Here is a 15,931-nt window from a genome sequence, read left to right on the forward strand (position 1 = left end):
GGCGTGGGCCTTGGCTCGGGCGGCCGCTTGCGCTCCGGCGCGAGTGGCCTTGGCCGCCAGGGCGCCGCGGGCCAGGGCCGAGACCAGCGCCAGGGCCAGGAAGGGCAGGGCCTCGGTCAGGCTGCGGGTCAGGGCGTCGACCCCGAAGGCCAGGCCGGCGGCGAAACCGGCGGCCCCGACGACGTCGGCCAGACGCCACGCCGAGGCGGCGCGGCTGAACGCGGAGGTTGTCCTGTTCAAGCTTCGCAGCCACGGGCGCGCGAGCGTGAGGATCTCGGTCTCGACGGGGGTCCGAACGGGCATGGCCAGGCTTTAGCGTCTCATTGTGGGAAGGCCTTGATCCGCATCAAAGACCCCTATCGGAAACACGCCTAAGGCGAGATGCTCGTGCGGCGCGACCGATCGCCGTCCGACACCGGAGCTACGCATGGATCCCGCCGTCGTCGATTTATCCCGCCTGCAGTTCGCCCTCACGGCCCTGTACCACTTCCTTTTCGTGCCCCTGACGCTGGGGCTGTCCTTCATGCTGTTCATCATGGAGGCGGTCTACGTCATGACCAAGCGCCCGATCTGGCGCACGGTCACCAAGTTCTGGGGCGCGCTGTTCGGCATCAACTTCGTCCTGGGCGTGGCCACCGGCCTGACCATGGAATTCCAGTTCGGCATGAACTGGTCGTACTACTCGCACTATGTGGGCGACATCTTCGGCGCCCCGCTGGCCATCGAGGGCCTGATGGCCTTCTTCCTGGAAGCCACCTTCGTGGGCCTGATGTTCTTCGGCTGGGACAAGCTGAAGCCGGTGACCCACCTGCTGGTCACCTTCCTGGTGGCCCTGGGCACCAACCTGTCGGCGCTCTGGATCCTGGTCGCCAACGGCTGGATGCAGAACCCGGTCGGCGCGGCCTTCAACCCCGACACGATGCGGATGGAGGTGACCGACTTCAAGGCGGTGATCTTCAACCCGGTGGCCCAGGCCAAGTTCGTGCACACCGTCAGCGCCGGCTACACCATCGCCGCCGTCTTCGTGCTGGGCGTCTCGGCCTTCTACCTGCTCAAGGGTCGGTGGACGGGCGTGGCCAAGCGCTCGATGACCGTCGCAGCCGCCTTCGGCCTGGCGTCGGCCCTGTCGGTCGTCGTTCTGGGCGACGAGAGCGGCTACGCCCTTACCGACAACCAGAAGATGAAGCTGGCGGCGCTGGAGGCCATGTGGGAGACCGAGCCCGCGCCGGCCGGCCTGACCGCCATCGGCATCCCCAGCCTGGCCGATCGCAAGACCCACGCCGAGATCAAGATCCCCTACGTGCTGGGCCTGATCGCCACGCGCAGCGTCGACAAGCCGGTCGAGGGCATCTTCGAACTGGTGGCCACGGCCGAGGATCGCATCGAACGCGGCGTCGTCGCCTACGACGCGCTGGAGAAGCTGAAAGCCGATCCGCAGGACCTGGCCGCCCGGGGCGTCTTCGAGGCCAACCGCCGCGACCTGGGCTACGCCCTGCTGCTCAAGCGCCACGTCGAGGACCCGCGCACGGCTTCGAAGGCGCTGATCGCCAAGACCGCCTGGGACACCGTGCCCAACGTGCCGGTGATGTTCTGGGCCTTCCGCATCATGGCCGGCACGGGCCTCTTGATGATCGCCCTCTTCGCCACCGCCTTCGTGCTGGTCACCCTGCGCAAGCACGAGACCAAGTGGTTCCTGCGCCTGGCGGTGCTGGCCATCCCGCTGCCCTGGATCGCCACCGAACTGGGCTGGGTGCTGGCCGAGGTCGGGCGTCAGCCCTGGGCCGTGGAAGGGGTTCTGCCCACCTTCCTGGCGCCCTCCAGCCTCAGCGTTCCCCAGCTGATCGCCAGCATCGTCGGCTTCACCCTGCTCTACGGCGCCCTGGCGGTGGTCGAGGTCGGGCTGATCCTGAAGACCATCAAGAAGGGTCCGTTCGCCGAACAGGACGCCTTCCCCCCGGAATCCGGCGCGCCCGTCGTCGCCGAAGCCGTCGCCTAAAGGAGACCGCTAGATGGAACTCCCCCTCGACTACCCGACCCTTCGCCTGATCTGGTGGGGCCTCCTGGGCGTGCTGCTGATCGGCTTCGCCCTGACCGACGGCTTCGACATGGGCGTCGGCGCCCTCCTGCCCTTCATCGGCCGCAACGACGACGAGCGGCGCACGGTGATCAACACCATCGGCTCGACCTGGGAAGGCAACCAGGTGTGGTTCATCACCGGCGGGGCGGCGATCTTCGCGGCCTGGCCGATGGTCTACGGCGCCAGCTTCTCGGGCTTCTACCTGGCCATGTTCCTGGTGTTGTCGGCGATGATCATGCGGCCCGTGGGCTTCAAGTACCGGTCCAAGCGGCCGGACGCCAAGTGGCGCTCGTTCTGGGACTGGTCGCTGTTCGTCGGCAGCTTCGTGCCGGCCCTGGTGTTCGGCGTCGCCGTCGGCAACGTGTTGCAGGGCGTGCCGGTCCACCTCGACAGCGATCTGCGCAGCACCTACCACGGCCACTTCTTCGAGCTGTTCACGCCCTTCACCCTGGTCTGCGGCCTGCTGTCGACCAGCATGCTGGTGCTGCACGGCTCGGCCTGGCTGGCGGTGAAGGCCGAGAAGGGCCCCATCGTCGACCGCGCCCGCAAGTTCGGCCTGGTCGCCGGGATCGCCAGCATCGTGCTGTTCGCGCTGGGCGGCCTCCTGGCCATGCGCCTGGGCTTCCGGCTCGAGGGCGTGGTCGATCCGGCCGGTCCGTCCAATCCGCTGCGGGCCACGGCCGTCGCCGCGCCGGGCGCCTGGTTCGACAACTTCGGCCGCTATCCGTGGATGACCATCGCCCCGGTCCTGGGCTTCGTCGGCGCGGCCTTCGCGACCTTCGGCCTTTGGAAGCGGCAGGAAGGCCTGGCCTTCGGCGGCTCCTCGGCCTCGGCCGCGGGCATCATCGCCACCAGCGGCCTGTCGATGTTCCCGTTCATCCTGCCCAGCACTGTCGACGCCCATTCCAGCTTCCTGGTCTGGAACGCCTCGTCCAGCCACACGACCCTGTTCATCATGCTGGTCGTGGTGGTGGTGCTGATGCCGGTGGTGCTGGCCTACACCGCCTTCGTCTACCGGGTGCTGTGGGGCCGCACGAGCAGCGCCGCCCTGAAGACCGACCCGGCCCTGTACTGAAGAAAGAGGAGCCTAGATCATGTGGTACTTCACCTGGGTTCTCGGCCTCGGCCTGGCCCTCGCCTTCGGCGTCCTCAACGGCGTCTGGTACGAGTTCAACCTGACCGACGAGGGGGACACGGGCGCTTCCCAGCCCTGATCCTTCGCGCCTGACCGTCAAAGCCGCCGTCCTCGCTTTCGCGAGGGCGGTGGTTTCGTTTACGGGCATGGTTGAGACCGTCGTGAATCCCGCGCTCTGATCGGCCGACCAGAGCGGGAGACTCCATGGGCGTGAACAGGCGCAAGCTGATGCTCAGCCACGACGGCGTGAAGATCTATCACAGCTGGAAGGGCGCCCGGGCGCTGACCTGGTGGTACGCGCTGGAGCCTGACCACGAGGCCGAGGGCGGCGGGCGCGACTTCGACATCCGCAGGCTGCCGCAGCCCTATCTGGAGGGCCTGGACCTCGACATGGCCCGCGTGGCCGACGCCGCGCAGACGCTCAAGGCCTATGACCGCATGCTCGACGCCCACCGCGAGGTGCTGCGCCGGGCGATCGACGCCCGCCACGACTTCGAGGCCAGCGTCGCCAGGGACCACCGAAAGGGCGGCGCCTGGACCTGGCTGCGGCGGGCGCTGGGACGCTAGATCGCCTTCACCGCCTTGGCATGGTCGCGGATGATGGCCAGCGTCGAGGCGTCGGCGTCGAAGACGCCGAACAGGCCCTGCTCCTCCTGCGGGGGATCGCCGACATAGGAGCGGTCGCCCTTCTTGAACCAGGCGTCGGCGTGCTGGGCGCGGCCCTCGCCGTTCCAGGCCCAGAAGTTGACGCCCGCCGTCGGCCCGCCGGCCTTCATGTCGGCCTCCACCTCGTCGAACACCATCCTGTAGAACCGGTCGCGGAAGGTCACCGGCGAGCCCGGCGCGAAGGCGCGGCCGTCGCGGATCAGGCCGAACTCCTCGATGGTCAGCGGCTTGCCCATCGACTTGGCCAGGGCGATGTGGCGGCGGATGTAGTCGCGCGAGCGGGCCGCGCCCGCCTCGTAGGTGGCGGGCTGGTCGGTCATCGAGATCCAGCTCCAGTTGTTGGGCCAGACGTGCAGGGTCAGGTAGTCGATGGCCGGGGTCTTGTGGCTTTCGACCACGCAGGCCTCGCTGCCCAGGCAGCCCATGTCGCCCTCGCTGCCGCTGGAAACCAGGTGGTTGGCGTCGATCGACTTGATGAAGCGGGCGGTGCCGTCGATCCAGGCGTCGTAGGCGGGGCGGTTGGCCTTGCCGAATTCCTCGCTGCCGGCCGGGCGGGGCTCGTTGGCCAGCTGCCAGGCCATGATCGTGGGATCGTCGCGATAGGGCTTGCCGGTGACGGTGCTGGTGCGCCCGACCAGGGTCTTCACATAATGGCGGAAGAGCGCGTTGGCCTTCTCGTCGGCGTAGAAGCGGGCCGAATAGTCGGCGAAGGCGGGCCAGGGATGGGCCGGGTCGCCTTGCTGGAACCAGGTCCCATTGCCGGTCCAGTTCAGATAGGCCGGCATGCCGCCCGACCAGTCCCAGAAGTTGTTGACGTAGATGACGGCCTTCATGCCGCGCTTGGCCATCTCGGCCAGCAGCACGTCCAGGCCCGTCAGCAGGGTCTGGTCGTAGTCCTCGCCCGGGCCGCGGAAGGTGGGGTCCATGGCCACCTTGGCCGGCGAACGCTCGCCCGCGCCCAGGACGCGCAGGTTGGTCACGCCCAGCGACTGCAACTTGTCGAGCTCACGGGTCAGGCGGGCATGGTCGCCGAAGGCGGCCGGGGCGCCCAGCCAGGCGCCGTACCAGAGGTTGGCGCCGACGAAGCGATACGGCTTGCCGTCCAGGCTGAGGCGGCCTTGCTCGACCTTCACGAAGCCCTTGCGCGCCGCGGCCAGGGTCGGAAGGGCGGCGGAACCCGCCGTCAGGCCGGCCGCGCCGGCGGCCAGGATCGCGCGTCGCGAAAGCATTCCCGGTGTCTCCCCACTTGTGATTTGCGAGGACGTTAGCGGAGCGGGACGGGCGCGGTCCAGCGATTAAATAAAATTGATGAAGTTAATCGGCGTGGCGATGGGGCGGCTTGCCGGCGCGGGCCACGGTCCAGTCGACGATGGCGGCCAGGGCCGACGGCGCGATCGTCTCCTCGATCTGCATGTACTCGCTCGGCGCGCCGGTCCTGGCGGTCTGGAACAGGTGGTTCAGGCCCGGCAGCGGCAGGATCGTCACGTCCTTGTTGCTTGCCAGGGCGGCCTTGATCGCCGGCAGGTTCTGGCTGGCCGAGACCTGGGTGTCCTTCTCGCCGTTGACGGCCAGCACCGGGGCCCGGACCTGACGCAGGTAGTCGGCGGGCGCCAGCGTCAGGAAGGCGCGGTACCAGGGCAGGCTCAGAAGCCGTCCCTGGACCTCGGCCGTGGCGGGCGGCGCGCCCTTCTCCGTGAGCAGGGCCACGACGCGCGGCCCGACCTTGCCGAGATCCGGTTCGCTCAGCGCCGCGGTATTGGCCTCGCCGATCAGCCGGGCCTGCTCTTCGGCCTGGGCGGGGAGCGCGCCGCCGGCCAGGGCGATGTCGCGCGACTGGGTCTTCATCACCTCGCTTCCCGGCACGCCCGTTCCGGCCAGCAGCACGACGAAGGCGATCCTCGGATCCTTGGCGGCCACGATGGGCGCGATCAGTCCGCCCTCGCTATGGCCGATCAGGCCGACGCGGTCGGCGTCGATGTCCTTGCGGCCGCGCAGGAAGGCCACGCCGGCCGCCACGTCGGTGGCGAAGTCCAGGCTGGTGGCGGTCTTGAGCTCGCCGCGCTCCGAGCCGCCCACGCCGCGATCATCGACGCGCAGGACGGCCACGCCCCTGCGGGTCAGGGCGTCGGCCAGCACCAGGAACGGCTTGTGCTCGAACAGGGTCTCGTCGCGGTCCTGCGAGCCCGAGCCGGTGATCAGCACGGCGACGGGGAAGGGGCCCTGGCCCGGCGGCAGGGTCAGGGTCCCGGCCAGCTTCAGGCCCGAGGCCGGATTGGCGTACGACACCTCCTCGGCGCGGTAGGGGAAGGGCGGCTTGGGCGTCTGCGGGCGGTTGGCGGGAACCACCGCCGGCGGCGTGCGGCTCATGGCCAGCGGCAGGCTGGCGCCGTTCTGCAGCCAGTTGCCGGCCAGCGTCTTGCCGTCGGCCGAAAGCTGGCCCTCGAAGGTGGCGGGCGGCAGGATCAGGGTCAGGATCGCCTTGCCGTCGGCGAAGGCGGCCTTGGCCTTCAGCCCGAGGGCGCCCTGCGCGGGACTGTCGACGCTGGCGGCGCCGTCGGCCTGGACGTGGAACACCAGCGGCAGCTTGTTGGGGCCGGCCTGCAGGTCGCCGTACCAGTCGCCGGCGATCGGCCCGACCTGGGCGAGGGCGACGGCGGGCGCCAGCAGCGCGGCGGCGATCAGGGCTGGCGGCAGGAAACGCATGGCGAAGGCTCCCCGAGAAACTGCACCGGAGATTGTGCATGCCGGCGAGCGGTCGTCTACCGCTGCTCCAGGCCGTGCCAGATCCGGGTGATGGTCACGTTCTGGCCTTTGACCCGATAGCGCATGATGTAGGCGCTTTGGCCGAAGGGGATGTTGATTTCATGTGTGGTGGGACCGACGGTCCGGCCGCGAAGAGGGTGTTCTTCCAGGCTGGTCGCCGCCTTGCTGATCAGGGCGCTCAGCTTGTTGGCGGCGCGAGGGTCCTGATACCGGAGCCTCGTGTCCAGGCGGGCGGCGTCCTGGCTTGCTCTACGGGTGACCGCGACCTTGTAGGTCAACGGCGGCCGAAGCTGAGAAGATGAGCGCGGAATTCCCCTAGAGAGATCGTCTCTTCCTCGCCGGCCTCCACAGCGTCGGCGATCGCCTCGTCGATCGCGGGGTCAGGATCGATCGTCCTTGGCGGCAGGTCGGCCAGACCGGCCTCGATCAGGGATCGCGCATACTCGGAGGGCGAGACGCCCAGCAGCTCGGCGATAGCCGTCAGCCGGGCGGCTTGCTCTTCGTCGATATGGATGTCGAAGCCGTCGGCCATGGGCGAAGAGTCTCGCCCATGGCCGGGGACGTCAAGTCAGAGGTTCAGCAGCGCCGGGTCGCCGCCCTGGGCGGTGATGTTGACGCTGAGCGCGCGCTCGACGGCGAAGCGCAGCAGGGCGTGGGGGCCGCCGGCCTTGGGGCCGGTGCCCGACAGGCCCTCGCCGCCAAACGGCTGCACGCCCACCACCGCGCCGGTCATGGTGCGGTTGACATAGGCGTTGCCGGCCGGAACCAGGCGCACCACCTCGTCGGCGAAGGCCTGGATGCGCGAGTGCACGCCGAGCGTCAGGCCGTAGCGGCGGGCCGCCAGGGCGCCGGCCACCTGCTCCAGGTCCTCGGGCTTGTAGCGGACCACGTGCAGGATCGGGCCGAACACCTCGCGCTCGAGGAAGTCGGCGGCCGGGATCTCGGCCAGCACCGGACCGAAGAACGTTCCGCCGGCCGGGGTCTCCAGGGCGTGCAGCACCTTGGCCTCGTGCTTGAGGCGGGCCAGGTGCTTTTCCAGCGCGTCCTTGGCGTCGGCGTCGATCACCGGGCCGACGTCCGTCGAGGCGTCGGCCGGGTCGGCCACCACCAGGGCGTCCATGGCGCCCTTCAGGCCCTCGATGATGTGGTCGGCGGTGTCGTGCGGCAGGAACAGCAGGCGTAGGGCCGAGCAGCGCTGGCCGGCCGAACCGAAGGCCGAGACGATCACGTCGTCGATCACCTGTTCGCGCTGCGCCGTCGTGTCGACGAACATGCCGTTCAGGCCGCCGGTCTCGGCGATGAACGGCACGATCGGGCCTTGCCGCTGCGCGAGCGTCTGGTTGATCCGCCAGGCCGTGTCGGTGCCGCCGGTGAAGGCCACGCCGTCCAGGCCCTCGTGCGCGGTCAGGGCCGCGCCGACGGTCTCGCCGCGGCCGGGCAGCAGGGCCAGCAGGCGCGGGTCCAGGCCCGTGGCGTGATACAGCTTCACGGCCTCGTAGGCGATGATCGGCGTCTGCTCGGCCGGCTTGGCGACCACGGCGTTGCCGGCGGCCAGGGCCGCGGCGATCTGGCCGGTGAAGATGGCCAGCGGGAAGTTCCACGGGCTGATGCAGACGAAGACGCCGCGACCGGCCAGGCCAAGGGTGTTGGTCTCGCCGACCGGACCCTTCAGCACCTCGGGCTCGCCGAACTGCTTTTCGGCCAGCACCGCGTAGTAGCGGCAGAAGTCGACCGCCTCGCGCACCTCGGCGATGCCGTCCGACAGCGTCTTGCCGGCTTCGCGCGACAGGATGGCGATCAGGCGCTCGATATTGGCTTCCAGCGCGTCGCCCATGGCGCGCAGCACCTTGGCGCGGGCGGGGCCGCCGGCCTGGTCCCAGGCCGGTTGGGCGGCGCGGGCCAGCTTGAAGGCCTTGTCGATCTGCGGCAGCTGGGCTTCCGACACCGCGCCGACCACCCGGCCGGCGTCGACCGGCGAGACCACCGGCAGCGGCGGGCCGCCGGCTTCCATCTTGCCGCCGACCAGCGGGCCCGACTGCAGCGGGGCGGCGTCGAGCACCGTCACGGCCGCCGACAGGCGATAGCGGTCGGCGCGGGTCGACAGGTCCAGGCCGGCGCTGTTCTTGCGGTCTTCGCCATAGACGTCGATCGGGGTGGGGATCTTGGCGTGGCGGTCGGGGTGAGCCTCGACCACGTCGATCGGGTCGGTGACCACCTTCTCGACCGGTACGCGCTCGTCGAGCAGGGCGTGGACGAAGCTGGTGTTGGCGCCGTTCTCCAGCAGGCGGCGAACCAGGTAGGGCAGCAGGTCCTCGTGCCCGCCGACGGGGGCGTAGGCGCGCAGGGTGATGCCGTCATAGAGGTCGTCGGCGGCCTTGTAGAGCGCCTCGCCCATGCCGTGCAGGCGCTGGTGCTCGATCCTGACGCCGGCGTTCTTGGCCATGCGCACCACGGCCGCCAGGGTGTGGGCGTTGTGGGTGGCGAACTGGGCGTAGAGGTGCGGCGCGGCCCCGATCAGGGCCTTGGCGTTGACCAGGTACGACAGGTCGGTGGCGGGCTTGGTCGTGTAGACCGGATAGTCCGGGCGGCCGGCGACCTGGGCGCGCTTGATCTCGCTGTCCCAATAGGCGCCCTTGACCAGGCGCACCATCAGGCGACGGCCGGTCTCTTCTGACAGCGCCTTCAGCCGGGCGATCACCTCGCCGCAGCGCTTCTGGTAGGCCTGCACGGCCAGGCCGAGGCCCTTCCACTCAGCCAGGGCTGGTTCGCGGCACAGCTTGTCGAGCAGCTTCAGCGACAGGGCCAGGCGATCGGCCTCTTCAGCGTCGATGGTGAAGTTGATGTCGTACTTGGCGGCGATCAGGGCCAGGCGCAGGGTGCGGGGATAGAGCTCCTCCCACACGCGATCCTCGTGGGTGGCCTCGTAGCGCGGGCACAGGGCCGACAGCTTCACCGACACGCCGTGACCGGCTTCGGGGCCGGCCTTGTTCGACAGCTTGCCGACCGTCTCGATGGCGTCGGCGTAGGACCGCTCGTAGCGGGCCGCGTCGGCGGCGGTGCGGGCGCCTTCGCCCAGCATGTCGAACGAGCACATGGTGTCTTCGTTCGCCGCGCGCTTGATGGCCGCCTCGATGGTGCGGCCGAGGACGAACTGCTCGCCCATGATCCGGATGGCCTGGCCCACGGCGGCGCGGATGACCGGCTCGCCCAGGCGGCCGGCGATCTTCTTGATAAACGCCGGCAGGTCCTTCTGCGCTTCATCGTCGGGCTCGACGATCTTGCCGGTCAGCATCAGGCCCCAGGTCGAGGCGTTGACGAACAGGCTGTCGGAGCCGCCCAGATGGCTGGCCCAGTCGGCCGAGCCGATCTTCTCGGCGATCAGGCGGTCGCGGGTGTCGTCGTCGGGGGTGCGCAGCAGGGCCTCGGCCAGGCACATCAGGGCCAGGCCCTCGCGGGTGCCCAGGCTGAACTCCTGCAGGAAGCTTTCGACCACGCCCTGCTTGCGGACCGAGCGGCGGGCGCCGCGCACCAGGGCCTCGGCCTCGGCGCGGACGGCGGCGCGATCCTCGCTGGACAAGGGGGCCGCGGCCAGCAGGTCGGCGATCACCGCCTTCTCGTCACGGTACTTGCCGTCGTCCAGGGAATCCCAATCGGCCATGATGCGCCTCGCTAATGATTTATCGTCGCTGTAGCCCGGCTATGATCGAAGGTGCTTCGTTTGTTGGCTCTGGCTTCCGTATCCTGTTCGGCGTAAACGTCGAAAAACGTCGTCTGCTCCAGACGCGCGAAAAGCCCCGCGACAGGGCGTCGCGGCGCGCATGGACGCGGGTCGGCGAACGGCAGGTTACGAGGAGCCGGCGGGCTGAGGGAAGGGGAGCACTGGAAGGGACGCGTCTCGGGGGGACTCGCGCGTCCCTTCCGCTCGTCGCCGACGCTGGGGGATGCGTGGCGAGCTTTCCCGCCGAGCGGGAGGTCCTTGGCGAAGCGCGCCGACTGGGGGGAACGGCGTGGGGGAAGCTTCGCTAGGACGATTGAGGGTGTAGGCCTCTTCGTTCCGAAGGTGCTTTGTTTGTTATCGCTATTTTCAAAATTATCTTCGCTGAAAGTGACGAAAATCCATGTCCGCTCTAGATGACACCGATCGCCGGCTCCTGCGCGTGCTGCAAGCCGACGGCCGGATCACCAACGCCGAGCTGGCCAAGCGCTGCAATCTGTCGCCAGCGGCGACCTTCGATCGGGTGCGGCGCCTGCGCGAGCGCGGCTTCATCACCGGCTATGCGGCCTTGCTGGATCCGGCCAAGGTCGACCGGGCGCTGCTGATCTTCGTCGAGGTGGTGCTGGACCGCACGACCGGCGAGGTGTTCGAGGACTTCGCCGCCGCCATCCGCCGCGCGCCCGAGGTGCTGGAGTGCCACATGGTGGCCGGCGGCTTCGACTATCTGATCAAGGCGCGGGTGCGCGACATGGACGCCTATCGCAGCTTCCTCGGCGACATCCTGGTCAAGATGCCGGGCGTGCGCGAGACCCGCACCTATGCGGTGCTGGAAGAGGTCAAGAGCACGGTGCAACTGCCGCTTTAGCGCGGGCCTAACACTTCCGTATGATTTCGCGCCGGGCCTGGGCGTGGAAACAAGGGGCGAGGGCCGGCGGGCGTCGCGGGCCTAAGAAGGACCAGGCCTTGGCCAGCCCCGCGCGGATCGCGATCATCGATGACGACACCTCGCTGCGCGAGGCCCTGATCGCGCTGGTGCGGTCGATCGGCCATGTCGGCACGGGGCACGGATCGGCAGAGGCCTTTCTGGAGTCCGGCGAGGCGCAGGCGGCCGACTGCCTGATCACCGACATCCGCCTGCCCGGCCTCAGCGGCGTGGACCTGGCTCTTCAGCTGCGGGCGGCGGCGATGGGGCCGCCGGTCGTGATCATCACCGCGCGCACCGAGACGGCGCTGCTGGCCAAGGCGGCGCAGAGCGGGGCGCTGTGCGTGCTGCGCAAGCCGTTCGCGGCCGACGATCTGCTCGACTGCCTGGAAAGGGCGCTGGCGGGGCGTTGACACCCGAACGGGGGTTTCCGGCGCGCGGCGGGCCGGTCAGTAAGGCGTGAGGCGTGAGGCGTGAGGCGTGAGGCGTGAGGCGAGGGACGCGGGGAGGCGGACCGGGATGGACAGGGACGATGCGTCGATCCTCGACATGGTCGAAGACGGCGTCGTCGTGCGCGATGCGCGGGGACAGGTGGTCGGCTGGAACGCCGGGGCGCGGGCCCTGTACGGCTTTGCGCGCGACGAGGCCCTCGGCCGCTCGATCCATGACCTGCTCGGCACCCGCCATCCGCTGACCGTCGCCGAGATCGAGCGGCGGCTGCTGGCCGATGGGGCGTGGGAGGGCGAGGTCGCCCGCCTCGCCGCCGACGGCCGGGCGCTGCGGGTGCAGGTGCGCTGGCGGGTGAGGCGCGCCGCCGACGGGGCCGTGCGCGACGTGGTCGAGATCGGCCGCGACCTGGGCGGCCTGGAGCGCGAGGTTCGCGAGGCCCAGGAGACCGAGCACCGCTATCGCAACCTCTTCCACGCCACGGCCGCCTCGTTCTGGGATCTCGACTTCAGCGGCGTGCGGCGGATGCTGGAGGACCTGTTCAACGCCGGCCCTGTCGATCCGCGCGCCTATTTCGCCGCCAACCCGGACTTCCTCCGGGCGGCCATCGACTGCACCCGCGTCGTCGACGTCAACGACAAGACCCTGGAGATGTTCGGGGTGGCGCGCGAGGACCTGGTCGGCGCGTCGATCGGACCGTTTTGGCCCGAAGCCAGCCACGGGGTGTTCGCCGCCAGCCTGATGGCGGCGATCGCCAATCGCCCCAACTTCGTCGCCGAGACGGTGCTGTCGCGCGCCGACGGGGCCCCGCTGGAGGCTCTGCTGACCGTGGCCTGGCCCACCCAGAACAAGGGCCGGGGCACGGTGCTGGTCGGGGTCATCGACATTTCCGAGCAGGCCGCCGCCCGCCGCGCGCTGGAGAAGGCCCAGGCGGACCTGGCTCATGCCGCGCGGGTGGCGATGCTGGGCGAGCTGACCGCCTCGATCGCCCACGAGGTCAACCAGCCGCTGGCGGCGATCGTCACCAACGGCGAGGCGGGGCTGCGCTGGCTGGGCCGCGCCGAGCCCGATGTCGGCGAGGCCAGGGTGCTCAATACGCGGATGGTCGCCGACGCCCGCCGGGCCGCCGACATCATCGCCCGCATCCGCCAGATGGCCCAGCGCGGCGAGCCGCGCCGCGAGCCGATCGTGATCCCGGAACTGGTCGCGGAAGCCGCCCAGTTCCTGGGCCACGAGATCCAGGGGCGGGGTGCTAGCCTGGTGCTCGACCTGCCGCCGGGCCTGCCCGTGGTGACCGGCGACCGCACCCAGCTGCAGCAGGTGGTGGTCAATCTGGCGATGAACGCCCTGCAGGCCATGGCCGCCGCCGACAGCGTCCGGCGTCAGGTGACCTTGCGCGCCGCCGCGCTGGGCGAGGAGCTGGTGCGGGTCGACGTCGAGGACACCGGACCGGGGATCCCGGCCGCCGCCCTACCGCATCTGTTCGACAGCTTCTTCACCACCAGGGCCACGGGCATGGGCATGGGGCTGTCGATCTGCCGCTCGATCGTCGAGGCGCACGGCGGGTCCATCGAGGCCCGGAACGTACAAGACGGCGGGGCGATCGTCGGCTTCACCGTCCCCGCCGGAGACGTCGGGGGCGACGACCGGCTCGCGGGGGATCCATGCGCATCTTGACCAAGGCCGCCTATGCCGCGCCCAGCGTCGGCTTCGCCGGGATCAGCCTGCCGCTGCTGATCTTCCTGCCGGCCTTCTATGTGGGCGAGCGCGGATTGCCGGTGGCCGCGGTCGGCGCCGCCTTCGCCATCGTCCGCCTGCTCGACATCGGCTTCGACCCGCTGATCGGCGCGGCCATGGACCGCACGCGCTCGCGCTTCGGCCGCTTCAAGCTGTGGATGGCGCTGGGAACGCCGCTGCTGCTGGTCAGCGTCTGGAGCCTGTTCATGCCGCCTGCCGGGGCGGGCATGGCCTGGCTGGTCGTCAGCCTGGTCGGAGTTTATGCGGCATGGTCGATCTGCTTCGTGGCCCAGCTGGGGTGGGGCGTGGCGCTGAGCGGCGACTATGCCGAGCGCAACAGCGTCTTCGGTTGGTGGCAGGCGGCCTATCTGGTCGGCAGCCTGGTGATCTCGGCCCTGCCGATGCTGCCGGGCCTGCGTGGCGATGCGGCCGCCATCGTGCCAGCCATGGGCAAGTTCATCCTGGTCGCCGCACCCCTGGGCGTGATCCTGGCCCTGATGCTGGCGCCCGAGCCGCCGTCGGGGCCGCGCCCCAAGGTCGCCCTGGCCGCCTATCTGAAGCTGCTGGTTCGTCCAAGCGTCGCGCGGCTGCTGGCCGTTGACCTGCTGATCGGCATGGCGGTCGCCACCAACGGGGCGATGTTCTTCTTCTATTTCGGGGCCGGACGGGGCCTGTCGACCGCGCAGGCGGCGGTGCTGCTGTTCGCCACCAACGCCGGATCGCTGGCGGGCGTGTGGCTGTGGAGCCGGCTGGGCGGGGCGCTGGGCAAGCACAAGGCCGCCATGATCGCCTTCCTGGCCTATGCGGCCCTGCTGGCGGTGGTCCATCTGGCGCCCTTCGGCCCGCTGCCGGCGGGCGCGGCGCTGATGCTGCTGTTCGGGGCCACCCTGTCGGCCGGGCCGGTGCTGGTGCGCTCGATGCTGGCCGATGTCGGCGACGAGGAACGACTGCGGACCGGCGTCGACCACACCGGCCTGCTGTCGGCCCTGTTCGCCAACTCCAACAAGCTGGGCGCGGTGATCGGGCCGGCGGCGGCCTTCGCCGTGCTCGGCGCGGCCGGCTTCCAGGCCAAGGCCGCCGTGCAGCCGCCGGCCGCCCTGGCCGCCATCGCAGCCCTGGCCATCTGGGCGCCGCTGGTCGTGGGGCTGATCGCCGCCTTCGTCGTGCGCGGCCATGGCCTGACCGCCGAGGTCCACGCCGCTGTCCGCGCCCGGCTGGACCTGGCGGCCGAGGGCGGGGAGGCCGCATGAGCCGACTGCCCGCCGTCCACGTCATCGACGACGACGCCTCGCTGCGCGGCGGGCTGGAGAGCCTGTTCCGCTCGGTGGGGCTGGACGCGCGCGGCTACGGATCGGCCCAGCAGTTCATCGAGGCCGATGTCGGCGACACGCCGGGCTGCCTGGTGCTGGACGTGCGGCTGCCGGGCCTCAGCGGGCTCGACTTCCAGGCCCGCCTGGAAGCCCTGGGCGTGCGCCTGCCGGTGGTGCTGATGACCGGCCACGGCGACATCCCGATGAGCGTGCAGGCCATGAAGGCCGGGGCCGTCGACTTCCTGGCCAAGCCGTTCCGCGAGCAGGACATGCTGGACGCGGTCAACACCGCCCTCGAACGCGACGCCGCCCGCCGCGCCGGGGACGCCGACGTGGTGGCCCTGCGCGCGGCCTATGCCAGCCTCAGCCCGCGCGAGCGCCAGATCATGGCCCTGGCCACGACCGGCCGCATGAACAAGCAGATCGCCCACGACCTGTCGCTGAGCGAGGTGACGGTGAAGATCCATCGCGGCTCGGTGATGCGGAAGATGGCGGCCCGCACCTTCGCCGATCTGGTGCGGATGGCCGACGCCCTGGGGCTGGGCTAGACTGGGGTTCATGATCCACGACCTGCCCATCGGCCTGGCGCTGCGCCGCTTCCGGCGGCTGAACGCCGTCAAGCAGGGCGCCGTGGCCGACCTGCTGGCCGTTTCGCAGGGTACGGTGTCGCGCTGGGAGAGCGGCGAGCACGAGCCCGACCAGGCCCATCGCGAGCGGATCGCGGCCCTGATCGCGGCGAAGGCCGGCGAGGACAGCGACGCGGCGATCCGGCGGCTGGTCGAGACCTCGTCCCAGGCCGTGCACCTGGTCTGCGACGCCACCCATCGCCTGCTGGCCGCCTCGCCCTCGCGGCTGGCCTCGTGGCGGGTGGACGCCAGCGACTATCTGGGAGACTCGCTGTGGCGCTTCGCCAGTCCCGAGATCGCCTCGGCCGAGGCGGGGCTGGCGCGATCGGGCTGGTTCGAGCGGCCCTACCAGCAGGTGCGGTTCCAGACCGGCGGCAACCACAGCCCCGAGATCCCGGTCGTGCCGGGTCTTCTGCAATGGGAGACCATCCCGCTCGCCGACGGCCGCGTTGGCCGCCTGACCACCACCATCGACTGACGCTCTTCGTGCGCGTGGCCCCCACGCATAAGTTTTTCGTGTCGCGCGAGGACGC

General features: G+C 70.2%; 15 protein-coding genes and 1 pseudogene. 10 read left to right on the forward strand and 6 right to left on the reverse strand.

All coding sequences use genetic code 11. The features are described from left to right. Positions 1-303 (reverse strand): annotated as a pseudogene (locus tag AC1DCG_RS15940) (thiol reductant ABC exporter subunit CydD); the annotation flags it as partial. Between the two features lie 124 nt (positions 304-427). Between AC1DCG_RS15940 and AC1DCG_RS15945 the strand changes: the two are divergent. From AC1DCG_RS15945 to AC1DCG_RS15960, 4 genes are all read left to right on the forward strand, one after another. Then, a complete protein-coding gene (locus AC1DCG_RS15945; RefSeq protein WP_477028884.1) occupies positions 428-1,996 on the forward strand; it encodes a cytochrome ubiquinol oxidase subunit I in 1,569 nt (522 codons plus the stop codon). Positions 1,997-2,009: 13 nt separating this feature from the next. Next, positions 2,010-3,152, forward strand: a complete 1,143-nt coding sequence (gene cydB, locus AC1DCG_RS15950; protein WP_477036954.1) for a cytochrome d ubiquinol oxidase subunit II — start codon at positions 2,010-2,012, stop codon at positions 3,150-3,152. Positions 3,153-3,171: 19 nt separating this feature from the next. Next, a complete protein-coding gene (gene cydX / locus AC1DCG_RS15955) occupies positions 3,172-3,291 on the forward strand; it encodes a cytochrome bd-I oxidase subunit CydX (protein WP_109100022.1) in 120 nt (39 codons plus the stop codon). A 125-nt stretch (positions 3,292-3,416) separates the two neighbouring features. Further along, positions 3,417-3,779 (forward strand): hypothetical protein, encoded by a 363-nt coding sequence (locus AC1DCG_RS15960; RefSeq protein ID WP_477028886.1) that lies wholly within the window; start codon positions 3,417-3,419, stop codon positions 3,777-3,779. Here AC1DCG_RS15960 and AC1DCG_RS15965 read toward each other — a convergent pair. The 5 genes from AC1DCG_RS15965 to putA all read right to left on the reverse strand — a co-directional run bounded on the left by AC1DCG_RS15965 (position 3,776) and on the right by putA (position 10,299). Continuing rightward, positions 3,776-5,107, reverse strand: a complete 1,332-nt coding sequence (locus AC1DCG_RS15965; RefSeq protein ID WP_165258021.1) for a glycoside hydrolase 5 family protein — start codon at positions 5,105-5,107, stop codon at positions 3,776-3,778. The genes AC1DCG_RS15960 and AC1DCG_RS15965 overlap by 4 nt on opposite strands. 85 nt (positions 5,108-5,192) lie before the next feature. Continuing rightward, entirely contained in the window at positions 5,193-6,581 is a 1,389-nt protein-coding gene (locus AC1DCG_RS15970; RefSeq protein WP_477028887.1) for an alpha/beta hydrolase family protein, read from the reverse strand. Between the two features lie 56 nt (positions 6,582-6,637). Next, positions 6,638-6,919 (reverse strand): type II toxin-antitoxin system RelE/ParE family toxin, encoded by a 282-nt coding sequence (locus AC1DCG_RS15975; RefSeq protein ID WP_477028888.1) that lies wholly within the window; start codon positions 6,917-6,919, stop codon positions 6,638-6,640. Next, complete coding sequence (locus tag AC1DCG_RS15980) at positions 6,916-7,173, reverse strand: antitoxin (protein ID WP_477028889.1); 258 nt, start codon at positions 7,171-7,173, stop codon at positions 6,916-6,918. The genes AC1DCG_RS15975 and AC1DCG_RS15980 overlap by 4 nt, the downstream gene beginning before the upstream one ends. 36 nt (positions 7,174-7,209) lie before the next feature. After that, positions 7,210-10,299, reverse strand: a complete 3,090-nt coding sequence (gene putA / locus AC1DCG_RS15985; protein WP_477028890.1) for a bifunctional proline dehydrogenase/L-glutamate gamma-semialdehyde dehydrogenase PutA — start codon at positions 10,297-10,299, stop codon at positions 7,210-7,212. Between the two features lie 460 nt (positions 10,300-10,759). On the opposite strand from putA, the gene AC1DCG_RS15990 reads away from it, so the two are divergent. The 6 genes from AC1DCG_RS15990 to AC1DCG_RS16015 all read left to right on the forward strand — a co-directional run bounded on the left by AC1DCG_RS15990 (position 10,760) and on the right by AC1DCG_RS16015 (position 15,876). Continuing rightward, positions 10,760-11,221: an Lrp/AsnC ligand binding domain-containing protein gene (locus tag AC1DCG_RS15990; protein WP_058348359.1), complete on the forward strand. Its 462-nt coding sequence runs from the start codon at positions 10,760-10,762 to the stop codon at positions 11,219-11,221. Between the two features lie 98 nt (positions 11,222-11,319). Further along, the gene (locus tag AC1DCG_RS15995; protein WP_165258011.1) at positions 11,320-11,691 is read left to right on the forward strand and encodes a response regulator transcription factor; all 372 of its coding nucleotides are present in this window, start codon (positions 11,320-11,322) and stop codon (positions 11,689-11,691) included. A 106-nt stretch (positions 11,692-11,797) separates the two neighbouring features. Next, positions 11,798-13,402, forward strand: coding sequence for a PAS domain-containing sensor histidine kinase (locus tag AC1DCG_RS16000; RefSeq protein ID WP_477028891.1), 1,605 nt, complete (start codon positions 11,798-11,800; stop codon positions 13,400-13,402). Continuing rightward, positions 13,390-14,712 carry an MFS transporter gene (locus tag AC1DCG_RS16005; RefSeq protein ID WP_477028892.1) on the forward strand — a complete coding sequence of 441 codons (1,323 nt, stop codon included), beginning with the start codon at positions 13,390-13,392 and terminating at the stop codon, positions 14,710-14,712. Before AC1DCG_RS16000 ends, AC1DCG_RS16005 begins: the two co-directional genes overlap by 13 nt. Beyond that, a complete protein-coding gene (locus AC1DCG_RS16010) occupies positions 14,709-15,320 on the forward strand; it encodes a response regulator transcription factor (RefSeq protein ID WP_477028893.1) in 612 nt (203 codons plus the stop codon). The genes AC1DCG_RS16005 and AC1DCG_RS16010 overlap by 4 nt, the downstream gene beginning before the upstream one ends. A 10-nt stretch (positions 15,321-15,330) precedes the next feature. Continuing rightward, the gene (locus tag AC1DCG_RS16015; protein ID WP_477028894.1) at positions 15,331-15,876 is read left to right on the forward strand and encodes a helix-turn-helix domain-containing protein; all 546 of its coding nucleotides are present in this window, start codon (positions 15,331-15,333) and stop codon (positions 15,874-15,876) included. Positions 15,877-15,931: the final 55 nt, after the last annotated feature.

It is taken from the genome of Caulobacter sp. 10L414, assembly GCF_056395525.1.

What these genes read in the sequence shown, in the direction of transcription:
- AC1DCG_RS15945 (WP_477028884.1), top strand. Translation starts at nt 428, where the DNA reads ATGGATCCCGCCGTCGTCGATTTATCCCGCCTGCAGTTCGCCCTCACG.
- cydB (WP_477036954.1), top strand. Translation starts at nt 2,010, where the DNA reads ATGGAACTCCCCCTCGACTACCCGACCCTTCGCCTGATCTGGTGGGGC.
- cydX (WP_109100022.1), top strand. Translation starts at nt 3,172, where the DNA reads ATGTGGTACTTCACCTGGGTTCTCGGCCTCGGCCTGGCCCTCGCCTTC.
- AC1DCG_RS15960 (WP_477028886.1), top strand. Translation starts at nt 3,417, where the DNA reads ATGGGCGTGAACAGGCGCAAGCTGATGCTCAGCCACGACGGCGTGAAG.
- AC1DCG_RS15965 (WP_165258021.1), bottom strand. Translation starts at nt 5,107, where the DNA reads ATGCTTTCGCGACGCGCGATCCTGGCCGCCGGCGCGGCCGGCCTGACG.
- AC1DCG_RS15970 (WP_477028887.1), bottom strand. Translation starts at nt 6,581, where the DNA reads ATGCGTTTCCTGCCGCCAGCCCTGATCGCCGCCGCGCTGCTGGCGCCC.
- AC1DCG_RS15980 (WP_477028889.1), bottom strand. Translation starts at nt 7,173, where the DNA reads ATGGCCGACGGCTTCGACATCCATATCGACGAAGAGCAAGCCGCCCGG.
- putA (WP_477028890.1), bottom strand. Translation starts at nt 10,299, where the DNA reads ATGGCCGATTGGGATTCCCTGGACGACGGCAAGTACCGTGACGAGAAG.
- AC1DCG_RS15990 (WP_058348359.1), top strand. Translation starts at nt 10,760, where the DNA reads ATGTCCGCTCTAGATGACACCGATCGCCGGCTCCTGCGCGTGCTGCAA.
- AC1DCG_RS16000 (WP_477028891.1), top strand. Translation starts at nt 11,798, where the DNA reads ATGGACAGGGACGATGCGTCGATCCTCGACATGGTCGAAGACGGCGTC.
- AC1DCG_RS16005 (WP_477028892.1), top strand. Translation starts at nt 13,390, where the DNA reads ATGCGCATCTTGACCAAGGCCGCCTATGCCGCGCCCAGCGTCGGCTTC.
- AC1DCG_RS16010 (WP_477028893.1), top strand. Translation starts at nt 14,709, where the DNA reads ATGAGCCGACTGCCCGCCGTCCACGTCATCGACGACGACGCCTCGCTG.
- AC1DCG_RS16015 (WP_477028894.1), top strand. Translation starts at nt 15,331, where the DNA reads ATGATCCACGACCTGCCCATCGGCCTGGCGCTGCGCCGCTTCCGGCGG.